This window comes from Streptomyces sp. YIM 130001, from assembly GCF_003574445.1.
Lineage (GTDB): Bacteria > Actinomycetota > Actinomycetes > Streptomycetales > Streptomycetaceae > Streptomyces.
In genome coordinates, this window is sequence record NZ_KZ984557.1 from 99,675 (window position 1) to 116,405 (window position 16,731).

Genomic DNA, 16,731 nt, shown 5'->3' on the forward strand with positions numbered 1-16,731 from the left:
GCAGCGGATGCATCGGGCGGCGCGGGGCACGGACCCGGAAGCGCCCACTCGACGCCCCACGGCGACCTCTGGTCCGTGGACGAGCACCTGGCGGACATCCTCGCCGCGGTGCGCCCCCTGGAGCCCATCGAGCTCCAACTGCTCGACGCCCAGGGGTGCGTGCTCGTCGAGGACGTCACGGTGTCCCTCTCGCTGCCCCCGTTCGACAACAGCTCGATGGACGGATACGCCGTCCGCGTGGCCGACGTCGCGGAAGCCGGCGAGGAGTTCCCGTCCGTGCTGAGCGTCGTCGGCGACGTGGCGGCCGGCAGTTCCGGCGAACTGACCGTGGGCGCCGGCGAGGCGGCCCGCATCATGACCGGAGCGCCCCTGCCCGAGGGTGCCGAGACGGTCGTACCGGTCGAGTGGACGGACGGCGGGCTCGGCGGCGGCCCGGTCGGCTCGATGACCCCGCGCAGCACCACCCCCGAGCAGTCCACCGGCGAGGTCCGCGTCTACCGCCCCGCCGAGGCCGGAGCCCACGTGCGTGCGCGTGGCAGCGACGTCCAGGCGGGTGAGCGGGCCCTGGCGGCCGGCACCGTGCTCGGGCCGCCGCAGATCGCCCTGCTCGCCTCCATCGGCCGCGGCGCCGTCCGGGTCCGCCCCCGCCCCCGGGTCGTCGTCCTGTCCACCGGCAGCGAACTGACCCAGCCGGGCGAGGAACTGCCCGAAGGCCACATCTACGACTCCAACAGCTTCTCCCTCACGGCAGCAGCCCGTGACGCCGGAGCCATCGCCTACCGGGTCGGCGCCGTTGCCGACGACGCGGAGACGCTGCGCTCGACCATCGAGGACCAACTGATCCGCGCCGACCTCCTGGTGACCACCGGCGGTGTCAGCGTCGGCGCCTACGACGTGGTCAAGGAAGCCCTCGAGTACGTCGCCGACGAGGACGAGGCGGGCAGCGGCATCGACTTCCGCAAGCTCGCCATGCAGCCGGGCAAGCCGCAGGGCTTCGGCTCGATCGGCCCCGACCACACCCCCCTCCTCGCCCTGCCGGGCAACCCGGTCTCCAGCTACGTCTCCTTCGAGCTCTTCGTACGCCCCGCGATCCGGGCCCTGATGGGACTCGAGGAGGTGCGGCGCACCACGGTGCGCGCGACCCTCGAAGCGGACCGGGCACTGACCTCGCCCGCCGGCCGCCGGCAGTTCCTGCGCGGCGTCATGGGCGACGGCACGGTGGCCCCGGTGGGCGGCTCCGGCTCGCATCTGGTCGCCGCGCTCGCCCATGCGGACGCGCTGATCGTCGTCCCCGAGGACACCACCCGCGTCGAGCCCGGCACGGAGCTCGACGTGGTCCTGCTCGGCTGACCCCCCTCCGGTGCGGGTACCGTGTCTGCCCACACCAGGCCCGCACCAGGGCGGGACCGCCCCATCGGGAGCGCCGAGGCACATGAGTACGCAGGACCGTCTGACGCACATCGACGAAGCGGGTGCCGCCCGCATGGTCGACGTATCCGGGAAGGACGTGACCGCGCGCACCGCCCGTGCCACCGGCCGCGTCCTCGTCTCGCCCCGAGTGGTCGAGCTGCTGCGCGGCGAAGGGGTGCCGAAGGGCGACGCCCTGGCCACCGCCCGCATCGCAGGGATCATGGGCGCCAAGCGGACCCCGGACCTGATCCCGCTCTGCCACCCGCTGGCCGTCTCCGGCGTGAAGCTCGATCTGACCGTCGCGGACGACGCGGTGGAGATCCTCGCCACGGTGAAGACCACGGACCGGACGGGCGTCGAGATGGAAGCCCTCACCGCGGTCTCCGTCGCCGCCCTGACCGTGATCGACATGGTGAAGGCCGTCGACAAGGGCGCGGTCATCACGGACGTACGGGTCGAGGAGAAGACCGGCGGCAAGTCCGGTACCTGGAGCCGGTCGTGAGGGCGCTCGTCGTCACCGCGTCCAACCGCGCCTCCGCCGGCGTCTACGCCGACCGCGGCGGCCCACTGATCGCGGAAGCGCTCACCGGCCTCGGCTTCGAGGTGACGGGACCTCAGGTGGTGCCGGACGGCGACCCCGTGGAGGCGGCACTGCGCGCCGCGGTCGAGGCCGGCGTCGACGTCGTCGTCACCACCGGCGGCACCGGTATCTCCCCGACCGACCGCACCCCGGAGGCCACCCGCGCCGTCCTGGACCGCGAGATCCCCGGCATCGCCGAGGCGATCCGCGCCTACGGCCGCGACAAGGTGCCCACCGCGGCCCTTTCCCGTGGCCTCGCCGGCGTCGCCGACCGCACTCTCATCGTCAACCTGCCCGGTTCCACCGGCGGTGTCCGCGACGGACTCGCCGTCCTGGAGCCCCTCCTGGTGCACGCCGCCGAGCAGGTGCACGGCAGCGATCACCCCCGCACCCCGGGGAGCCCGAACTGACCAGCCCCTCCTGGCCCGCGGTGCTGGTGGACGGCGATGTCGTCCTCCGGCCCATAAAGGCGCGCGATCAGCGTGCCTGGCGCGAGGTCAACCGACGCAACCGTGACTGGCTCCGCCCGTGGGAGGCCACCATCCCGCCGGCCGCGCCCGGCGCACCCCTGGCCCAGCGGCCGACGTACCGGCAGATGGTGCGGCACCTGCGTGCGGAGGCGAACGCGGGCCGGATGCTGCCCTTCGTCATCGAGTACCAGGGCCGTCTGGTCGGGCAGTTGACGGTCGCGGGCATCTCCTGGGGGTCGATGTGCTCGGGTCACATCGGGTACTGGGTCGACCAGGCGGTCGCGGGCCGCGGGGTCGTGCCGACCGCCGTGGCCCTCGTCGTCGACCACTGCTTCGCCACCGTCGGCCTGCACCGGATCGAAGTCTGTATTCGCCCGGAGAACGCACCGAGCCGACGGGTCGTGGAGAAACTCGGATTCCGCGAGGAGGGGCTGCGGCCACGTTTTCTCCACATCGACGGTGGATGGCGTGACCATCTGGTGTTCGCTCTCACCGTGGAGGAAGTGCCGACCGGGTTGCTCCGGCGCTGGCACCAGGCACGATCCGGGAACAACAGTCCGAGGACGGGTCCGGTAACCCGGCCCGAATAAAATACTTGTTCGAAAATGACAGGCGCTTGACCGTGAATATGCCTGGAATCACAGGCTGTTGATCGCAACAGTCACAAAAAAAGTTCGAGATATCAGCCAGATCGTGCGACACACCGCGCTAATTGGCAGATGGCCTCAACGAAACCCCTCTACCGTGTGAGGCGTGAGCAGCAGCGGCCTCATCTACGCAGTCATCGTTGGGGCCTGGGCCGCCTACTTGGTGCCGATGTGGCTCCGCAGGCAGGACGAGCTCAACGAGGCCCGTCCGACGGAGCGCTTCTCCACCGCCATCCGGCTGCTGTCCGGACGCGCGGCCATGGAGCGCCGCTACGCCAAGAGCCTGCGGACACACACCGACGAGGACGAGCCCGGGACCGGTCCGGACGCCGCAGCGGAGCCTGAAGGCCCCGTCGACGCCCGGGCCTTCGCCATGCCCGCGGACGCCCCGCGCGACGCGGCCCGCGGCGAGATCAGAGATCCCGAACGCCCAGAGACCAGAGCCCCCGAGCGCGTCGAGACAGCCCCCGACGACCGCGCCGAACGGAACCGGGGCGCAGCCCGCGGCGACCGGGACCCGCAGCGCCGTGCCGAGGGCCGCGACGCCGCTGCCCGGCGCCCGGTGCGCCGGAACGACGAGGCGGCGGTCCTCGCACGGGCCCGCCGCTCCAAGGTCCTCGCCAGGCGGCGGCGCACCACGGTGGTGCTCTTCCTCGCCTTCACGCTCAGCGCGGTCGCGGCCGCGGTGCTCGGGCTCGCGTACCTGTGGCTGCCCGCACTGCCGGCCCTGCTGCTCAGCTCGTACATCGTCTACCTGCGGGCTCACGAGCGGCGTCGCTTCGTCTACACGATGGACCGGCGGCGGGCGGAGGACGCCGCGCGGCAGCTGCGCGAGCGCAGGGGCGCGGGGCGGCGCGGCGATGCCGAGCCCGGCGCCGACGAGGAGCCCGCCGATCCGGGCGACCCCGGGCTCTCCGCACTCGCCGCCGGTCGCCGTGCGTTGGTCGAGCAGACCGACCACGCCGAGTGGGTGGACCAGCAGCGCGAGCGCGAGCGGGGTCCCGCGCGCGGTGACAGCTGGGACCCGGTGCCCGTTCCGCTGCCGACCTACGTCACGGCCCCGGTCGCGCCTCGTGCCACCGGCAGCGTCGACCTCGGTGCGCCGGACGCCTGGAGCTCGGCCCGTTCCAGTACGGCCGAGTCCGCCAGGGACCGCGAGGCCGCAGCGCGACGGGCGGCGGAGCAGCGGCGCGAGAACGAGCGGCGCGACGCCCTGGCCGAGGAGGAAGCGGCCGGCCAGGAGGGCGAGGCGCGCGGCAACGCCCGCTCCGACGGGCCCGCACCGGTCCGGCGCTCCACCCGCGGCCGTGCTCGCGAGCGCGGCCGTACCCCCCTGTTCGACCAGTACGACGAAGGCGACCGGCCCCGGGCGGCCAACGAGTGATGACCTGCGCGGAACGGATTTCCGAGCACCCCGATGAGGGTGCTAAGGTTTCACACGTTGCAAGGGCCTGTGGCGCAGTCCGGTAGCGCACCTCGTTCGCATCGAGGGGGTCTGGGGTTCAAATCCCCACAGGTCCACCGCAGCTCAGAGCCCCAGTCGGAGAAATCCGACTGGGGCTCTTCGGCGTTCGCCCAGCTGCTGGGCGCGGACCGTTGCTGTCGGGGTCACTTGGTGGAGGACTCCGGGATGAGCTTCTCCTTCCAGGACTCCTTGCCGTTTTCGTAGGCGGTGATCTCGCCGTCGCGGAAGCGGAAGCTGCTCGGCGCGATGGTGAGGGAGTAGCCGTCCTTCGTCTTCTTGGCCAGGGTCGGCTTGCCGTAGGGGACGTCGGACTTCTTCTGGAAGAAGTAGAAGTACTTGCCCTGCGTCGTGCGGCAGAAGGCGTAGCGCTCCTTGTTGTCGCCCTCTCGGCTGTACGCGGCGACCAGGCGGGCTCCGTCCGTGGAGCCCTTGGGCAGCTGGGAGGCGAGCTGCTTCGGGCAGGGGCCGCTCGCGGAGGGGGCGGGCTTGGGGCTGGACGTGTCCGAGTCCGAGCCGGTGAAGAAGGAGATCACCGAACCCCAGTTGACGATCAGCAGCACGACCAGGGTGATGACTGTCGCCGCGATGACGATCAGGCAGCCGCAGCCGGCGACGACCTCGCCGCGGGTCGCCTCGTGAGTCGGAGGCCGGACGGGGGTGTACACCGGCGCCGCACTGCCGGTGGTGATCGGGCCCCAGGAGCGGCCGGACGACGAGGCGCGGCTGGCGCCGGAGGATGCGGGGAACAGGCTCGAGGTGAGGGCGGGGGTCCAGACGGTGTGGCAGAACCTGCACACGTTGGTGCCGACCACCGTGCGCACGCAGGTGGGGCATTCCCACTCGAGGGACGCCAGGATCTCGCTCAGGGAGTCGGAATCGGACGAGCGCCCGGCGCCCGCACCGGACGATGTCCGTCCGGGGGACGTGCGCTTCGGCGGGTCGGTCCGCTTGGTGGCGGGCTTCGGGGCGGGCGTCCGCTTGCCGGGGGGCTTCGAGGCGGGTGTCCGCTTCGAGGGTGGGGCGGGTGTCCGCTTGGGGGTGGCCTTACGGGGTGCCGGTGTACGCGGCGGGGTGCTCTTCGCGGGGGTGGTCCGGCTCGGAGTGGGCGACGGCTTCGGCCGGGTGGGCTTGGCCGGTGGGCGCTTCTCCGCCTCGACCCGTGAGGTGTCGCAGACGCTGCAGGCCGCATCGCCGGGGTCGTTGAACGTACTGCAGGCCGAGCACTGCCAGGTCGATTCGGGCACCGTTCCTCCCCCGGCTCAGCGGGCCGTGCCCGACAGGCGCGTCAGCACCGAGCGGAACAGGGTCTGCGTGCCGGCGGAGACCGGGGCGCTCAGCCAGTCGGCGGAGTCGTCCTGGCCGGTGCCGGTGCCCGTGACGGCGTCCCGGGCCGGCGGGTCCGTGACCGGTGCGGAGTCCGGCGGTGGGGACCCCAGCTGCCGATCGCCGGTCTCGGTGGGGTCGTGCCGGGCGACCTCCACGCGGTAGTCCTGCGCCAGGTACTCGGCGAACCGGACCGCGTCCGCGGCGTGTTGGGCGACGACCGCCAGCTCCGCGTACGCCTCGGTCCCGCCCGGACGGCGGAAGCGGAACGCCATGTGCAGGCGTCCGTCCGACGGGTCCGGGCGGAGGGTGAGCGCGAGGCAGTCCGTGACCGGCGTGCGGAGCTCGCCGGCCTGGTACCAGTGGTCGTGCCCGGGCTCGGCCCATTCGAGGCGCAGCCAGCCCCGATCGTCGAATTCCAGGGCGGCGCAGGTCCCGGTGAACCGGACGATCACAGGCTGTTCGCGATCGTTTCGATGATCTCGTCCATCTCGAACTCCTCCAGCCCCTCCCCGGCGCGCGACGGGAAGTGCAGTGTGAGGTCCCAGTCCTCGCCGATGGCTTCCTTCCACGGCTCGTCCTCCGGGGCGAACAGGACGAGGCGCTTCGCCGACTGCTCCATGACGGCGGTCTGGCTGCGCGCGTAGCCCCACTGCTCGAAGAGGTCCTCCATGGAGCGCGGAATGTCCTTCGGGTAGGTCTGCGCGGACGCGCCGACCGTGCCCAGCGGGTGCGCGGGCGCGTCGGTGAACAGCACGATCACGTGGCGGCGCCGGTCGAGCCCGGTCTCCCAGGGCGAGTTGATGGCCAGCGCGAGGGCCTCGAGGCCGGACTCCGGGATGTCACCGCCGCCGATGGCCCGCAGGGAGCGTACGAACGTCTCGAACTCGGGGACCTGGCGCGGGAGATGGAGGAAGTCGGTCTGCTCGATCGCGTCCGACGGATCGTCGCCGAAGTCGCGGAAGGCGATGACCTTGAGGCGGAGCTGGCTGATCTCCTTGCTCTTCTTGGCCATGACGTCGTGCAGCCGCTGATGGAACTGGAGCGAACTGTTCTTCACGATGTCGAGCACGGGGTTCATGCTTCCCGTGGCGTCGATGCACATCACGATGTCGACCGCGTACTGCAGATTGCCGTGGTACTTCTCCAGATCGGAGCTCATGCTCTGTCGTCTCCTCGATTCCTCGACTGCGGGGTGGCGCGGTCTGTGGGCGCCGGGTTATTGGAGATTCCGGATTCGGGGAATCCGCGGGGGCCGGTGGGTCTGATCGGGGTCAGGGGCCGCTGCCGCCGGCGGCGCGGTCACCGAGGTTGATGCGGACCCTGGACCGGCGGGTGCCGGCCGGAGGTTCGGACGTCTCGTCGGTGCCGGGTGCGCGCTCCTCGGAGGCTTCGGGGGACTCGACGGACTCGGCGGGCTCGTCGCCGGTCGTACGGGCGGCCGGTACGGGGCGGGTCGAGCGGTCCGGCGGGTTGAAGGTGACCCGGCTCCCGCGAGGCTTCGCCGCGTTCCCGGAGTCCGCGGCGTCGGCAGCCGGGCGAGGCTGCGGCGAGGTGTGCAGGGTGCACACCTCGGGGTCCTTGAGGCGGGCGAAGAACTCGGTGCCCGTCGGCCGCAGCGTCGGCCCCGCTGCCGTCATCGCCATGATCAGAGCCTGCATCGGTGTACCGAGCCGGTCGTCGACCTCCAGTGGTTCGCCGGCGTTGACCGCGTCGGCGGGGGAGCCGAAGCGGCTGTCGTAGGCGGGCAGCGCACCGGTCAGATAGTGGTGGGTCATCAGGCCGAGGGCGAAGATGTCGACGGCCGTGGTGAGTTCGGGCCCCTCGACCGCCTCGTCACCCTGGACGTAACGCCGCCACTCCGGAGCCCCGTACAGGGAGTCGCCTGCGATGTCGTCGCGGCCGGGCGGCTTCCCGGACGGGTACGAGTCGTCGAAGTCGATGAGCTTCGCGGAGTGGAACGCGGCGCCCTCCCGCTTCTGCACCAAGACGTTGGCCGGCTTCAGGTCACCGTGCACCACATCGATGTCGTGCAGGAGGCGCAGGCTGGCACCGAGCGTCTTGAGCAGGACCGCCTTCTGTTTCGGGGCCAGTGACTCCGGTCTGTCGAGGGTCGTGGTGTCGATGCGCTCGGTCACCTTGTAGTAGGTGCTGCCCGAGTGGAAGAAGTCGGTGGCCAGGACCAGGTTCCCGGCGCCGCTCACATCGGGCCTGAGCAGCTTCATGATGCCCCGGTGCCGGTCCTCGAACTCCTCGCAGGTCTCGAGGCGGATGCGCCGGCTCGCGGCACTGCCGGAACCCTCGCGCGGGCGTTTGGGCTCGAGGAAACGCTTGAGGAAATACTCCGTGCCGTCCTTCTCGGCGAAGGCCCACATGCACTTCCCGCCATCGGCGTTGGTCGGGTCGGTCACGACCCGGTAGCCGCCGATCACATCGCCCTTCTTCACTCCCGCACCCCCGGCATGAGCTTCTCGTATTCACTTCGGTAGGACGCCCAGGTCCGGTCCTGCCAGCGCCGCAGGGCGTCCTGGTCGTCGCCCGGCGGCACGTCCTGGTACCCGCTCCGCGCCACACCGTCGTACCGCTCGGTGAACGCCTTCCGGAGCCCGGAAAAGTCCTCGAACCCCAGCGCGACCAAGGAAAGTGAGGCATCGTCAGCCGTCATCGGCACGATCGACTCGGTCAGCAGAGCGGCCCATTCCGCCGCGTCACGCGCCCGTACGAGGGTGGCGAGCAGCAGACATTCGAACTGCGCCGGCGTGTGGACGTAACCGAAGAACCCGTCGGTGGCGGTGAGCAGGACGCAGGGCTCCTGGAAGAGACCGTCGTGCGCGTTCACCGTGAACTCGCGGTCCGCGCAGACCACATTGGTCATCGGCGGGTCCTGTCGCAGCTGGGCCAGGGCGTCTTCCTCGTGGGTGTCGTCCCGGCTGAGAGCGTGCAGACCGCTGCCGGGCAGCAGGGCGTACGAGCGGGAGTCGCCCGCCCACAGCGCGCGCCAGCGCACACCCTCGTCGTCGACGCGGTAGCGGAGCGCGGCGAGGGTGGTGGGCAGGGCACGGCGCATGGAGCCGGAGATCCGGGTCCGGGTGCGGGCGGGCGCCGCCTCGAGCATGCGGCGCAGGCTGTACTTCAGGCGGTCGGGGGTGTCCGGTTCGCCGTGCAGGACGACGCGCTGGAACCAGCACTCGGCCGCGAGACGGGCGATCCGGGCGCCCACCCAGGCGTTGGTGCGGGTCGGGCCGTCCGGCTCGTTCCAGGCGGGGGCCGCGCCCGAGCCGCCCGAGCCGTCGAAGACCGCGAGCAGGCCGCTCCCGCTGGGGAGATGGTGGGCGGCGAGCGGTTCGGCGTCCTCGCCGTGGCCGGGGCTGCGTTCGGTCCAGACGGTGAGGGCCTGCAGGTGGGTGTGGTCGGCGGACCACGGGCGTGGGGCGGCCGGTTGAGCTTCCGCGGGCGGGTCGGGCGCGGGGCCCGGCGGCGCGGGCGGTTCCGTGGAGGGCTCGTCGGTCCGTGGGGGCCGCGGAGGCTGTGGGGGAATTTTCATGATCCGCTCACCCGTCCTCCGTCGCTCTCGGGGTTCCCGCGGCCGGCCGGCTTGGTGCCGCGCACTCTGCTGGTACGGGGCTTGGGGGACGGGGGAGTTGCTGCCGGTGGGGGAGTGGGAGGTGCCGGCGGTTCACCGGTGGGTGGTGCGTACGGCGGGTGGGCCGGGCGCGGCGGAACGGGGGCGCCGTGCGGGGGCCCGGCGGCGGAGGGCTTGTGGGGCGGTGGTTCCGGGGGCGGGGGCGGCGTACTCGGAGGTGGCGGAGGCGCGAAGCGCGGCGGAGGCGGGGTGGCTTCCCCGCGGCCCACGACCTCGCCCGGCACCACGTGAGAGGCGTCGTCCGGCGGGGGTACAGGAGAGGGGGCGGATGCGGGGGCGGTGCCCTCCGGCCTCCCGCCGCCCGGCCGCGCCCCGCGCACCCGGCTCCGCCGAGGTCCGCCGGACGCCGCCCCGGAGGTGGTCCCGCGATCCGCGGCTCCAGGGCCCGAGGCTCCAGGGCCCGACGCCCCGGAACCCGAGGCTCCAGGACCCGACGCGCCAGGGTTCGCGGCGCCGGTGAACGGGGTTGCCACGGTGAGGAGTTCGATCCGCGCCCCGTGCAGCCGTACCGCCGAGTCGCCGGCGAAGTCCCGCAGCGCCGCGTTCAGCGCCTGCTCCGCCTCGCGCGGCTGACTGCCGGTATACGTACGGGAAACGCGCTCGAGGTGTTCCCGCACCGGACCCGCCCAGGCCTCGCTCATATCGCGGACGCCGTGTGCCACCACCGCCGCGGGGTTGACGATCCGGCAGGTCACGCCGATCTCGCAGCGGAACGCGGAAGGAGTGTCGCGGCCGGCGAGCAACAGGGCGAGTTGCAGCCGGTGTTCGGTGGTGTCCACCGTGAACACCTCTTGCCTGCTGCCGTATCGGGCTCCCGGTACCTGCTCGCCGGGGCGCACGGTCAGCGGCGGGCCTTCCTCGGGAACGAGGACGAGCGCCCGCCCGGGCGCCGGCGACCGCAGCAGGTGCTCCGGGTTCGCGGGGGCGTGGGCGGGGCCGTGCGACAGGAACCGGCGGTCGAGCACCGGGTCGTACGTCGTCGGATGTGCCACCGTCCCCCGTCCCCTCCTCGGCGCGCCGGGCGCCGCCGCTCCCGAGTTCCGCGTGTGCGGATTCCTTGGTACCAGGAGGCGGCCGGGATCCCTCCCCGACGTGAGAGGGGGGAATTCGGCCGGGGAGTTCTGCGGGCCCCCGGGTGATCAGAGCTTTTCCTGCCCCTCCTCTCGCTGTCAATCTCCTTGAACTGCAAGGACTTTGCCCAACTCGCCTGTTGTCAAAGCCTCTTGACGTTCCACATGTGCGGGCGGCAATTGCCTGGGGAGTCGGCGAATGGGAGTGCCCGGCACAAGTATTCGCCTTTCGTTCACAACTCCTCGACGAACGTCCACGCGTCCGTCGGGCGTCACAGTGCCTTGGCGAAGCAGCGGCTCTCGTCGTGGAAGCGGTAGAGGCCGAATTTCCTGCACGGCGTGTAGCCGCTCGTCTCGTAGAGGCGGATCGCCTCCGGCTGCAGGGTTCCGGTCTCCAGGACCATGCGGGTGCGGCCGGCCGCGCGGGCGTCGTCCTCCAGGGCGGCCAGGATGCGCCGGGCGAGACCGAGGCCGCGTGCTTCGGGGGTGACGTACATGCGCTTCAGTTCGGCGTCGCCGTCCCGGTACTCCTCGTCGTCGGCGTCCTGGCGGCGCCAGCCGCCGGTGGCCAGCGGATGCCCGGCGGGGTCGTAGGCCAGCAGGTACAGGCCGCGCGGCGGTACGAACATGGCCGCGTCGAGCGGGGTGATGTCGCCCCCGTCTCCGTAGCGCTCGTCGTACTCGAGCTGCACCTGGTCGTTGAGCTTGACCGCGTCGGGGTGATCGAAAGCGGTGGGGCGTATAAACATGTTGAGTATCGTACTTCTATGCAAAGTCGGGCGGGATTCTTTTCCAGTGTGCCGGTATCGTGCCCGGGTGCTGAATGAGACTCCGGGGCGTGCGCCTGCCGTCCGGAGACGAATGTGAGGTCGAGGAGAGTGCTTTGCTGACGGTGACCTCCGTGAACGTGAACGGGCTGCGTGCCGCCGCCAAGAAGGGCTTCGTCGAGTGGCTGTCCGGCACGGACGCCGACGTCGTGTGTCTGCAGGAGGTGCGCGCGGAGCCGCATCAGCTGCCGGCCGGTGTGGGCGACCCCGAGGGCTGGCACGTGGTGCATGCGCCGGCGGCGGCCAAGGGGCGCGCCGGCGTCTCGCTCTATACCCGGCGTGAGCCGGACCGGGTCGCGATCGGATTCGGGTCTCAGGAGTTCGACTCCAGTGGGCGGTACGTCGAGGTGGATCTGCCCGGCGTCACGGTGGCCAGCCTCTATCTGCCCTCGGGGGAGGTCGGCACACCGCGCCAGGAGGAGAAGGAGCGGTTCATGGCCGAATTCCTCGTGTACCTGGAGGGGCTGAAGGAGCGGGCCGCGGCGGACGGCCGCGAGGTCCTGGTCTGCGGCGACTGGAACATCGCCCACGAGGAGGCCGACCTCAAGAACTGGCGCGGCAACCGCAAGAACTCGGGCTTCCTGCCGGAGGAGCGGGAGTGGCTCGGGCAGGTGCTCTCGTCGTACAGCGACGTGGTGCGCGGACTGCATCCGGACGTCGAGGGGCCGTACTCGTGGTGGTCGTACCGCGGACGGGCCTTCGACAACGACACGGGGTGGCGGATCGACCTCCAGGTCGCGACTCCTGGGCTCGCGGCGCGGGCGGTGAAGGGGTTCGTCGAACGGGCGGCGAGCCATGCGGAGCGGTGGAGCGACCATGCTCCGGTGACAGTCGCGTACGAGGTGTGAGTTCGCGGTACGCCGTCGGGCCTGGCTCGGTGCTCCTGTTCAGGCCCGTCGGTGCGGCGGCCTCGTTCTCGAGAGCCGGGCAGGCTCCGTCGTCCTCACGCGCCCGGCGGGCTTGATCGCGGCTGGTGGAGGCGGCGGTCCATCGCCATCGAGAGTTCGGCCTCGACGACCGCCTTGGCGAGGGGGCGGAGGCGGTCCACGTCCACGTCCGGGGTGTGGGCGCGGACCGTGGTGACGAAGAGGTCGGAGAGGTCCTCGGCATGGGTGCGGACGCGGCGGCCCGTCTCGAGGATCGCGGCGAGCGGGACGCCCTCCTGGATCAGGGCCACGGAGACGTCCAGGAGGCGGCGGCTGATGTGCACGATCTCCTCGCCGTCGGTGGCCAGGTAGCCGAGTTCCAGGGCCGTGGCGAAGTTCTCCGGGGTGACCTCGCCCTCGAAGCGGTCGGCCAGTTCCTGCGGGGTGAGGCGGACCGGGGTCTCCTCGGTGGGCTCGCCGAGGCCGAGGAGGTCGCCGATCTCGCGGCCGTTGTCGAAGGCGTCGGTGAGGTCCGCGATCGCGTTGAGCGTGTGGCCGCGTTCGAGCAGGGCGGTGATGGTGCGCAGCCGGGCCAGGTGGTGCTCGTCGTACCAGGCGATGCGGCCCTCGCGGCGCGGTGGCGGGATGAGCTTCCGCTCCCGGTAGAAGCGCAGGGTGCGGACCGTGATGCCGGCCTTCTCCGCGAGCTCGGTCATGCGGTACTCGGCGGGGCCGGTGCCGCAGTCGCCTGCGTGTTCGTCTGCCACGTCTGCACCCTATGTTGTACCGCCGGTAACTTTCCTGGCTCCAACCCCTACCCATGAGTACGGGGCTGCCCTACTCTCCCAATCATGCCAGTGGTTACTGGCGGAGTCGTGAGATTCGGGAGGCGGGCTGCATGGCCGAGCACGAGCGCGAGCGGGAACACGTGAAGGTGGCGGTGATCGGGACCGGCTTCGGCGGCCTCGGAGCCGCCGTCCGACTCCGCCGCGAAGGCGTCACCGACTTCGTCGTACTGGAGCGCGCGGGTGCCGTCGGCGGCACCTGGCGTGACAACAGCTACCCGGGCTGCGCCTGCGACGTGCCCTCCCACCTGTACTCCTTCTCCTTCGCGCCCAACCCGGAGTGGCCGCGCACCTTCTCGGGCCAGGAGCACATCGGGAAGTACCTCGAGCACGTCGCCGACACCTTCGGCATCCGTCCGCACATCCGCTTCAACTCCGAGGTGAAGCAGATGCGTTGGGACAACGAGGCGCTGCACTGGGAGGTCGACACCAGCAGCGGCTCGCTCACCGCCGACGTGATCGTGTCCGCGACCGGCCCGCTCTCCGACCCCAAGGTCCCGGACATTCCCGGGCTCGACGGCTTCGAGGGCAAGGTCTTCCACTCGGCCCGCTGGGACCACGACTACGACCTGCGCGGCAAGCGCGTCGCGATGGTCGGCACCGGGGCCTCGGCCATCCAGATCGTGCCCGCGATCCAGCCCGAGGTGGAGCGGATGACGCTGTTCCAGCGCACCCCGCCGTGGGTCATGCCGCGCGCCGACCGGCCGATCACCGGCGCCGAGCGCTGGCTGCACCGGCAGGTGCCGTTCACCACCGCCGCCCGGCGCGGACTGCTCTGGGGCATCAGGGAGCTGCAGGTCCAGGCGTTCACCAAGCGGCCGAACGAACTCGGGCTCGTCGAGACTCTCGCCAAGCGGAACATGAAGCGGGCGGTCAAGGACCCTGAGCTGCAGGCCAAGTTGACGCCGTCGTACCGCATCGGCTGCAAGCGGATCCTGCTGTCCAACACGTACTATCCGGCGCTCGCGCAGCCGAACGTGGACGTCGTCGCCTCGGGGCTCGAGGAGGTGCGCGGCAACACCCTGGTCGCCTCCGACGGCACCGAGACCGAGGTCGACGCGATCGTCTTCGGCACCGGCTTCCACGTCACGGACATGCCGATCGCCGAACGGGTGGTGGGCGCCGAGGGCCGCACCCTCGCCGAGACCTGGACGGGCGGGATGAACTCGCTGCGCGGTGCGACGGCCGCGGGCTTCCCCAACTGGATGACGATCATCGGCCCGAACACCGGCCTCGGGAACTCCTCGATGATCCTGATGATCGAGTCCCAGCTGAACTACATGGCCGACTACCTGCGGCAGATCGACGTGCTCGGCGGCCGCGCCGCGCTCGACGCCCGCCCCGGCGCCGTGCAGGGCTGGAACGACCGCGTCCAGGAGCGGATGAAGCGCACCGTGTGGAACACCGGCGGCTGCACCAGCTGGTACCTGGACGAGAACGGCAAGAACACCACCATCTGGCCGGGCACCACCACCGAGTTCCGCGCGGCCACCCGCCGCGTCGACCTCGCCGAGTACGACGTACTACGCCCCACGGCCGCCGCGAACCGTGCCGCCGCGACCGCCGAGAAGGTGGAGGCGGACGCATGAGCCGGCTGACCCACGTCACCTCGGGGCCGTACGCACCACCCCCCGCCGCCCGCGAACTGACCGCGGTGTCGGCCGACGGCGCCCGCCTCTACGTCCAGGTGCACGGGCCCGAGGGCGCGCCCGCCGTCGTGCTCGCGCACGGCTGGACCTGCTCCACCGCCTTCTGGGCGGCGCAGGTGCGCGACCTCGCCACCGACCACCGCGTGATCGCCTACGACCAGCGGGGTCACGGGCGCAGCCCGGCCGCGGCCGACGCAGACGGGTACAGCACCCGGGCGCTCGCGGACGACCTGGAGGCGGTGCTCGCCGCGGCGCTCGCGCCCGGTGAGAAGGCGGTGCTCGTCGGGCACTCGATGGGTGCGATGACGCTCGTCGCGGCGGCCGGGCGGCGCGGGCTCAGGGAGCACGGGGCGGCCGCGCTGTTGTGCAACACGGGCGCATCCGACCTGGTCGCCGAGGCCACGGTGCTGCCGATGCGGGCCGGCCGGCTGCGTACCCGGCTGACCCGCTCGGTCCTCGGGTCGTCGGCCCCGCTCGGGCCGGTCACGCCGGTCGGCCGGAGCGTGCTCAAGTACGCGACCATGGGCCGCGCCGCGTCCCGGGAGCAGGCCGAGGCCTGTGCGCGGATCGTGCACTCCTGCCCGCGCCTGGTGCGCAGGAGCTGGTCGCACATGCTGCGGACGCTCCGGATCGACCGGAACGTACCGGAGTTGACGCTTCCCACCCGTGTCGTCACCGGTCTCGCGGACCGGCTGACCCCGCCGGTGCACGCGCGCCGGATCGCCGCCGCGCTGCCGGACGGCCGCCTGACCGAGCTGACCGGCGTGGGACACATGTCGCCGGTGGAGGCGCCGGACGCGGTGAACCTGGCGATACGGGAGCTGACCGGGGCGTATCTGGGAACCGCTTCGGCACCGCAGGCCGAGACGCCCGCACGTGAGACCCCTGCGAACGAGACCCCCGTGCCTGTGACCCCCGCGAACGAGACCACGGCAGGCGAGCGCGACTCCGTACGCAAGAAGCCCGCACCTACGAACTCCGGACAGACGAAGGAGGAGGCCGCATGAGCAGGGTGAGCCTCGAAGGACAGGTAGCCGTCGTCACCGGAGCCGCCCGCGGCGTCGGTGAACTCCTCGCGCGCAAGCTCTCCGCGCGCGGCGCGAAGGTCGCACTCGTCGGCCTCGAGCCCGACGTGCTCAAGGACGTGGCGTCGCGGCTGCACACCGAGAGCGATCACTGGTACGCCGACGTCACCGACCACGCGGCGATGGCGCAGGTCGCCCAGGAGGTCAAGCAGCGCTTCGGCAAGGTCGACATCGTCGTCGCCAACGCCGGTGTCGCCGGCGGAGGCCCGTTCATCGACTCCGACCCGGAATCCTGGCGGCGGGTCATCGAGGTCAACCTCATCGGCAGTGCGGTGACGGCCCGGGCCTTCCTGCCGGTCCTGATGGAGAGCCGCGGCTACCTCCTGCAGATCGCCTCGCTCGCCGCGATCACGCCGGCACCGATGATGTCCGCGTACTGCGCCTCCAAGTCGGGCGTCGAGGCGTTCGCGCACAGCCTGCGCGCGGAGGTCGGCTACAAGGGCGTACGGGTCGGGGTCGGCTACCTGTCGTGGACCGACACCGACATGGTGCGGGGCGCCGACCAGGACGACGTGATGCGTGAGCTGCGGCAGCGGCTGCCGTGGCCGTCCAACAGGACGTATCCGCTCGGCCCCGCCGTGGACCGGATCGTGGCCGGCATCGAGCGGCGGTCCTCGCATGTGTACGCGCAGTGGTGGCTGCGCGGGATGCAGTCGATCCGGGGGTATCTGCCGATGGTGATCGGGTCGGTGGGGCAGCGGGAGATGAAGCGGTTCGAGCCGCGGCTCGGGTCGGTCCCGAAGGGGCTCGTGGGGTCGGGCGGCGCCGCCGACGAGAAGGCACGGTCCGCGTCGTAGCGGGACGTGCTCCGAGCCGGAACGCGACGGCATCGAGCGCCGGACGGGCTTCTG

Annotated in this window: 17 protein-coding genes and 1 tRNA gene; 10 read left to right on the plus strand and 8 right to left on the minus strand. The window is 71.7% G+C overall.

Annotated features, from left to right (window positions below; all coding sequences use genetic code 11):
- Positions 1–75 precede the first annotated feature (75 nt).
- The 6 genes from glp to DSC45_RS19085 all read left to right on the plus strand — a co-directional run bounded on the left by glp (position 76) and on the right by DSC45_RS19085 (position 4,628).
- Entirely contained in the window at positions 76–1,350 is a 1,275-nt protein-coding gene (glp, locus tag DSC45_RS19060; RefSeq protein ID WP_240434742.1) for a molybdotransferase-like divisome protein Glp, read from the plus strand.
- Positions 1,351–1,432: 82 nt separating this feature from the next.
- A complete protein-coding gene (gene moaC, locus DSC45_RS19065; RefSeq protein ID WP_119292540.1) occupies positions 1,433–1,912 on the plus strand; it encodes a cyclic pyranopterin monophosphate synthase MoaC in 480 nt (159 codons plus the stop codon).
- Positions 1,909–2,400 (plus strand): MogA/MoaB family molybdenum cofactor biosynthesis protein, encoded by a 492-nt coding sequence (locus DSC45_RS19070; protein WP_346426666.1) that lies wholly within the window; start codon positions 1,909–1,911, stop codon positions 2,398–2,400. Before moaC ends, DSC45_RS19070 begins: the two co-directional genes overlap by 4 nt.
- Entirely contained in the window at positions 2,397–3,050 is a 654-nt protein-coding gene (locus DSC45_RS19075) for a GNAT family N-acetyltransferase (protein ID WP_119292541.1), read from the plus strand. Before DSC45_RS19070 ends, DSC45_RS19075 begins: the two co-directional genes overlap by 4 nt.
- A gap of 163 nt (positions 3,051–3,213) precedes the next feature.
- Entirely contained in the window at positions 3,214–4,491 is a 1,278-nt protein-coding gene (glpR, locus tag DSC45_RS19080) for a divisome protein SepX/GlpR (protein WP_119292542.1), read from the plus strand.
- 63 nt (positions 4,492–4,554) lie between these two features.
- A tRNA-Ala gene (locus tag DSC45_RS19085) sits at positions 4,555–4,628 on the plus strand.
- Positions 4,629–4,715: 87 nt separating this feature from the next.
- Here the strand turns inward: DSC45_RS19085 and DSC45_RS19090 are convergent.
- The 7 genes from DSC45_RS19090 to DSC45_RS19120 form a co-directional block, all read right to left on the minus strand.
- Positions 4,716–5,816, minus strand: a complete 1,101-nt coding sequence (locus DSC45_RS19090) for a hypothetical protein (protein WP_119292543.1) — start codon at positions 5,814–5,816, stop codon at positions 4,716–4,718.
- 15 nt (positions 5,817–5,831) lie between these two features.
- The gene (locus DSC45_RS19095) at positions 5,832–6,350 is read right to left on the minus strand and encodes a hypothetical protein (protein ID WP_119292545.1); all 519 of its coding nucleotides are present in this window, start codon (positions 6,348–6,350) and stop codon (positions 5,832–5,834) included.
- On the minus strand, positions 6,347–7,057 hold the full coding sequence (locus DSC45_RS19100; protein ID WP_119292547.1) for a vWA domain-containing protein: 711 nt from the start codon (positions 7,055–7,057) through the stop codon (positions 6,347–6,349). The genes DSC45_RS19095 and DSC45_RS19100 overlap by 4 nt, the downstream gene beginning before the upstream one ends.
- A 112-nt stretch (positions 7,058–7,169) precedes the next feature.
- On the minus strand, positions 7,170–8,342 hold the full coding sequence (locus tag DSC45_RS36830) for a protein kinase domain-containing protein (RefSeq protein WP_119292549.1): 1,173 nt from the start codon (positions 8,340–8,342) through the stop codon (positions 7,170–7,172).
- Positions 8,339–9,439 carry a serine/threonine protein phosphatase gene (locus DSC45_RS19110; RefSeq protein ID WP_240434726.1) on the minus strand — a complete coding sequence of 367 codons (1,101 nt, stop codon included), beginning with the start codon at positions 9,437–9,439 and terminating at the stop codon, positions 8,339–8,341. The genes DSC45_RS36830 and DSC45_RS19110 overlap by 4 nt, the downstream gene beginning before the upstream one ends.
- The gene (locus DSC45_RS19115) at positions 9,436–10,530 is read right to left on the minus strand and encodes a hypothetical protein (RefSeq protein ID WP_119292551.1); all 1,095 of its coding nucleotides are present in this window, start codon (positions 10,528–10,530) and stop codon (positions 9,436–9,438) included. The genes DSC45_RS19110 and DSC45_RS19115 overlap by 4 nt, the downstream gene beginning before the upstream one ends.
- Positions 10,531–10,880: 350 nt before the next feature.
- Positions 10,881–11,357, minus strand: a complete 477-nt coding sequence (locus tag DSC45_RS19120) for a GNAT family N-acetyltransferase (protein WP_119292553.1) — start codon at positions 11,355–11,357, stop codon at positions 10,881–10,883.
- A gap of 143 nt (positions 11,358–11,500) precedes the next feature.
- Between DSC45_RS19120 and DSC45_RS19125 the strand changes: the two genes are divergently transcribed.
- Positions 11,501–12,283: an exodeoxyribonuclease III gene (locus DSC45_RS19125; RefSeq protein WP_162929283.1), complete on the plus strand. Its 783-nt coding sequence runs from the start codon at positions 11,501–11,503 to the stop codon at positions 12,281–12,283.
- A 95-nt stretch (positions 12,284–12,378) separates the two neighbouring features.
- On the opposite strand, the gene DSC45_RS19130 is transcribed toward DSC45_RS19125, so the two are convergent.
- Positions 12,379–13,017: a MerR family transcriptional regulator gene (locus tag DSC45_RS19130; protein WP_119292814.1), complete on the minus strand. Its 639-nt coding sequence runs from the start codon at positions 13,015–13,017 to the stop codon at positions 12,379–12,381.
- A 182-nt stretch (positions 13,018–13,199) separates the two neighbouring features.
- On the opposite strand from DSC45_RS19130, the gene DSC45_RS19135 reads away from it, so the two are divergent.
- From DSC45_RS19135 to DSC45_RS19145, 3 genes are read left to right on the plus strand one after another with little or no spacing between them, the layout of a single operon-like run.
- On the plus strand, positions 13,200–14,735 hold the full coding sequence (locus DSC45_RS19135) for a flavin-containing monooxygenase (RefSeq protein WP_119292559.1): 1,536 nt from the start codon (positions 13,200–13,202) through the stop codon (positions 14,733–14,735).
- Complete coding sequence (locus tag DSC45_RS19140; protein WP_119292561.1) at positions 14,732–15,802, plus strand: alpha/beta fold hydrolase; 1,071 nt, start codon at positions 14,732–14,734, stop codon at positions 15,800–15,802. Before DSC45_RS19135 ends, DSC45_RS19140 begins: the two co-directional genes overlap by 4 nt.
- Positions 15,799–16,677: an SDR family oxidoreductase gene (locus DSC45_RS19145; protein ID WP_119292563.1), complete on the plus strand. Its 879-nt coding sequence runs from the start codon at positions 15,799–15,801 to the stop codon at positions 16,675–16,677. Before DSC45_RS19140 ends, DSC45_RS19145 begins: the two co-directional genes overlap by 4 nt.
- Positions 16,678–16,731 lie beyond the last annotated feature (54 nt).

Coding starts and splice junctions, on each gene's coding strand:
- moaC (WP_119292540.1), top strand. CDS start 1,433: ATGAGTACGCAGGACCGTCTGACGCACATCGACGAAGCGGGTGCCGCC.
- DSC45_RS19100 (WP_119292547.1), bottom strand. CDS start 7,057: ATGAGCTCCGATCTGGAGAAGTACCACGGCAATCTGCAGTACGCGGTC.
- DSC45_RS19110 (WP_240434726.1), bottom strand. CDS start 9,439: ATGAAAATTCCCCCACAGCCTCCGCGGCCCCCACGGACCGACGAGCCC.
- DSC45_RS19120 (WP_119292553.1), bottom strand. CDS start 11,357: ATGTTTATACGCCCCACCGCTTTCGATCACCCCGACGCGGTCAAGCTC.
- DSC45_RS19130 (WP_119292814.1), bottom strand. CDS start 13,017: ATGACCGAGCTCGCGGAGAAGGCCGGCATCACGGTCCGCACCCTGCGC.
- DSC45_RS19135 (WP_119292559.1), top strand. CDS start 13,200: ATGGCCGAGCACGAGCGCGAGCGGGAACACGTGAAGGTGGCGGTGATC.
- DSC45_RS19140 (WP_119292561.1), top strand. CDS start 14,732: ATGAGCCGGCTGACCCACGTCACCTCGGGGCCGTACGCACCACCCCCC.
- DSC45_RS19145 (WP_119292563.1), top strand. CDS start 15,799: ATGAGCAGGGTGAGCCTCGAAGGACAGGTAGCCGTCGTCACCGGAGCC.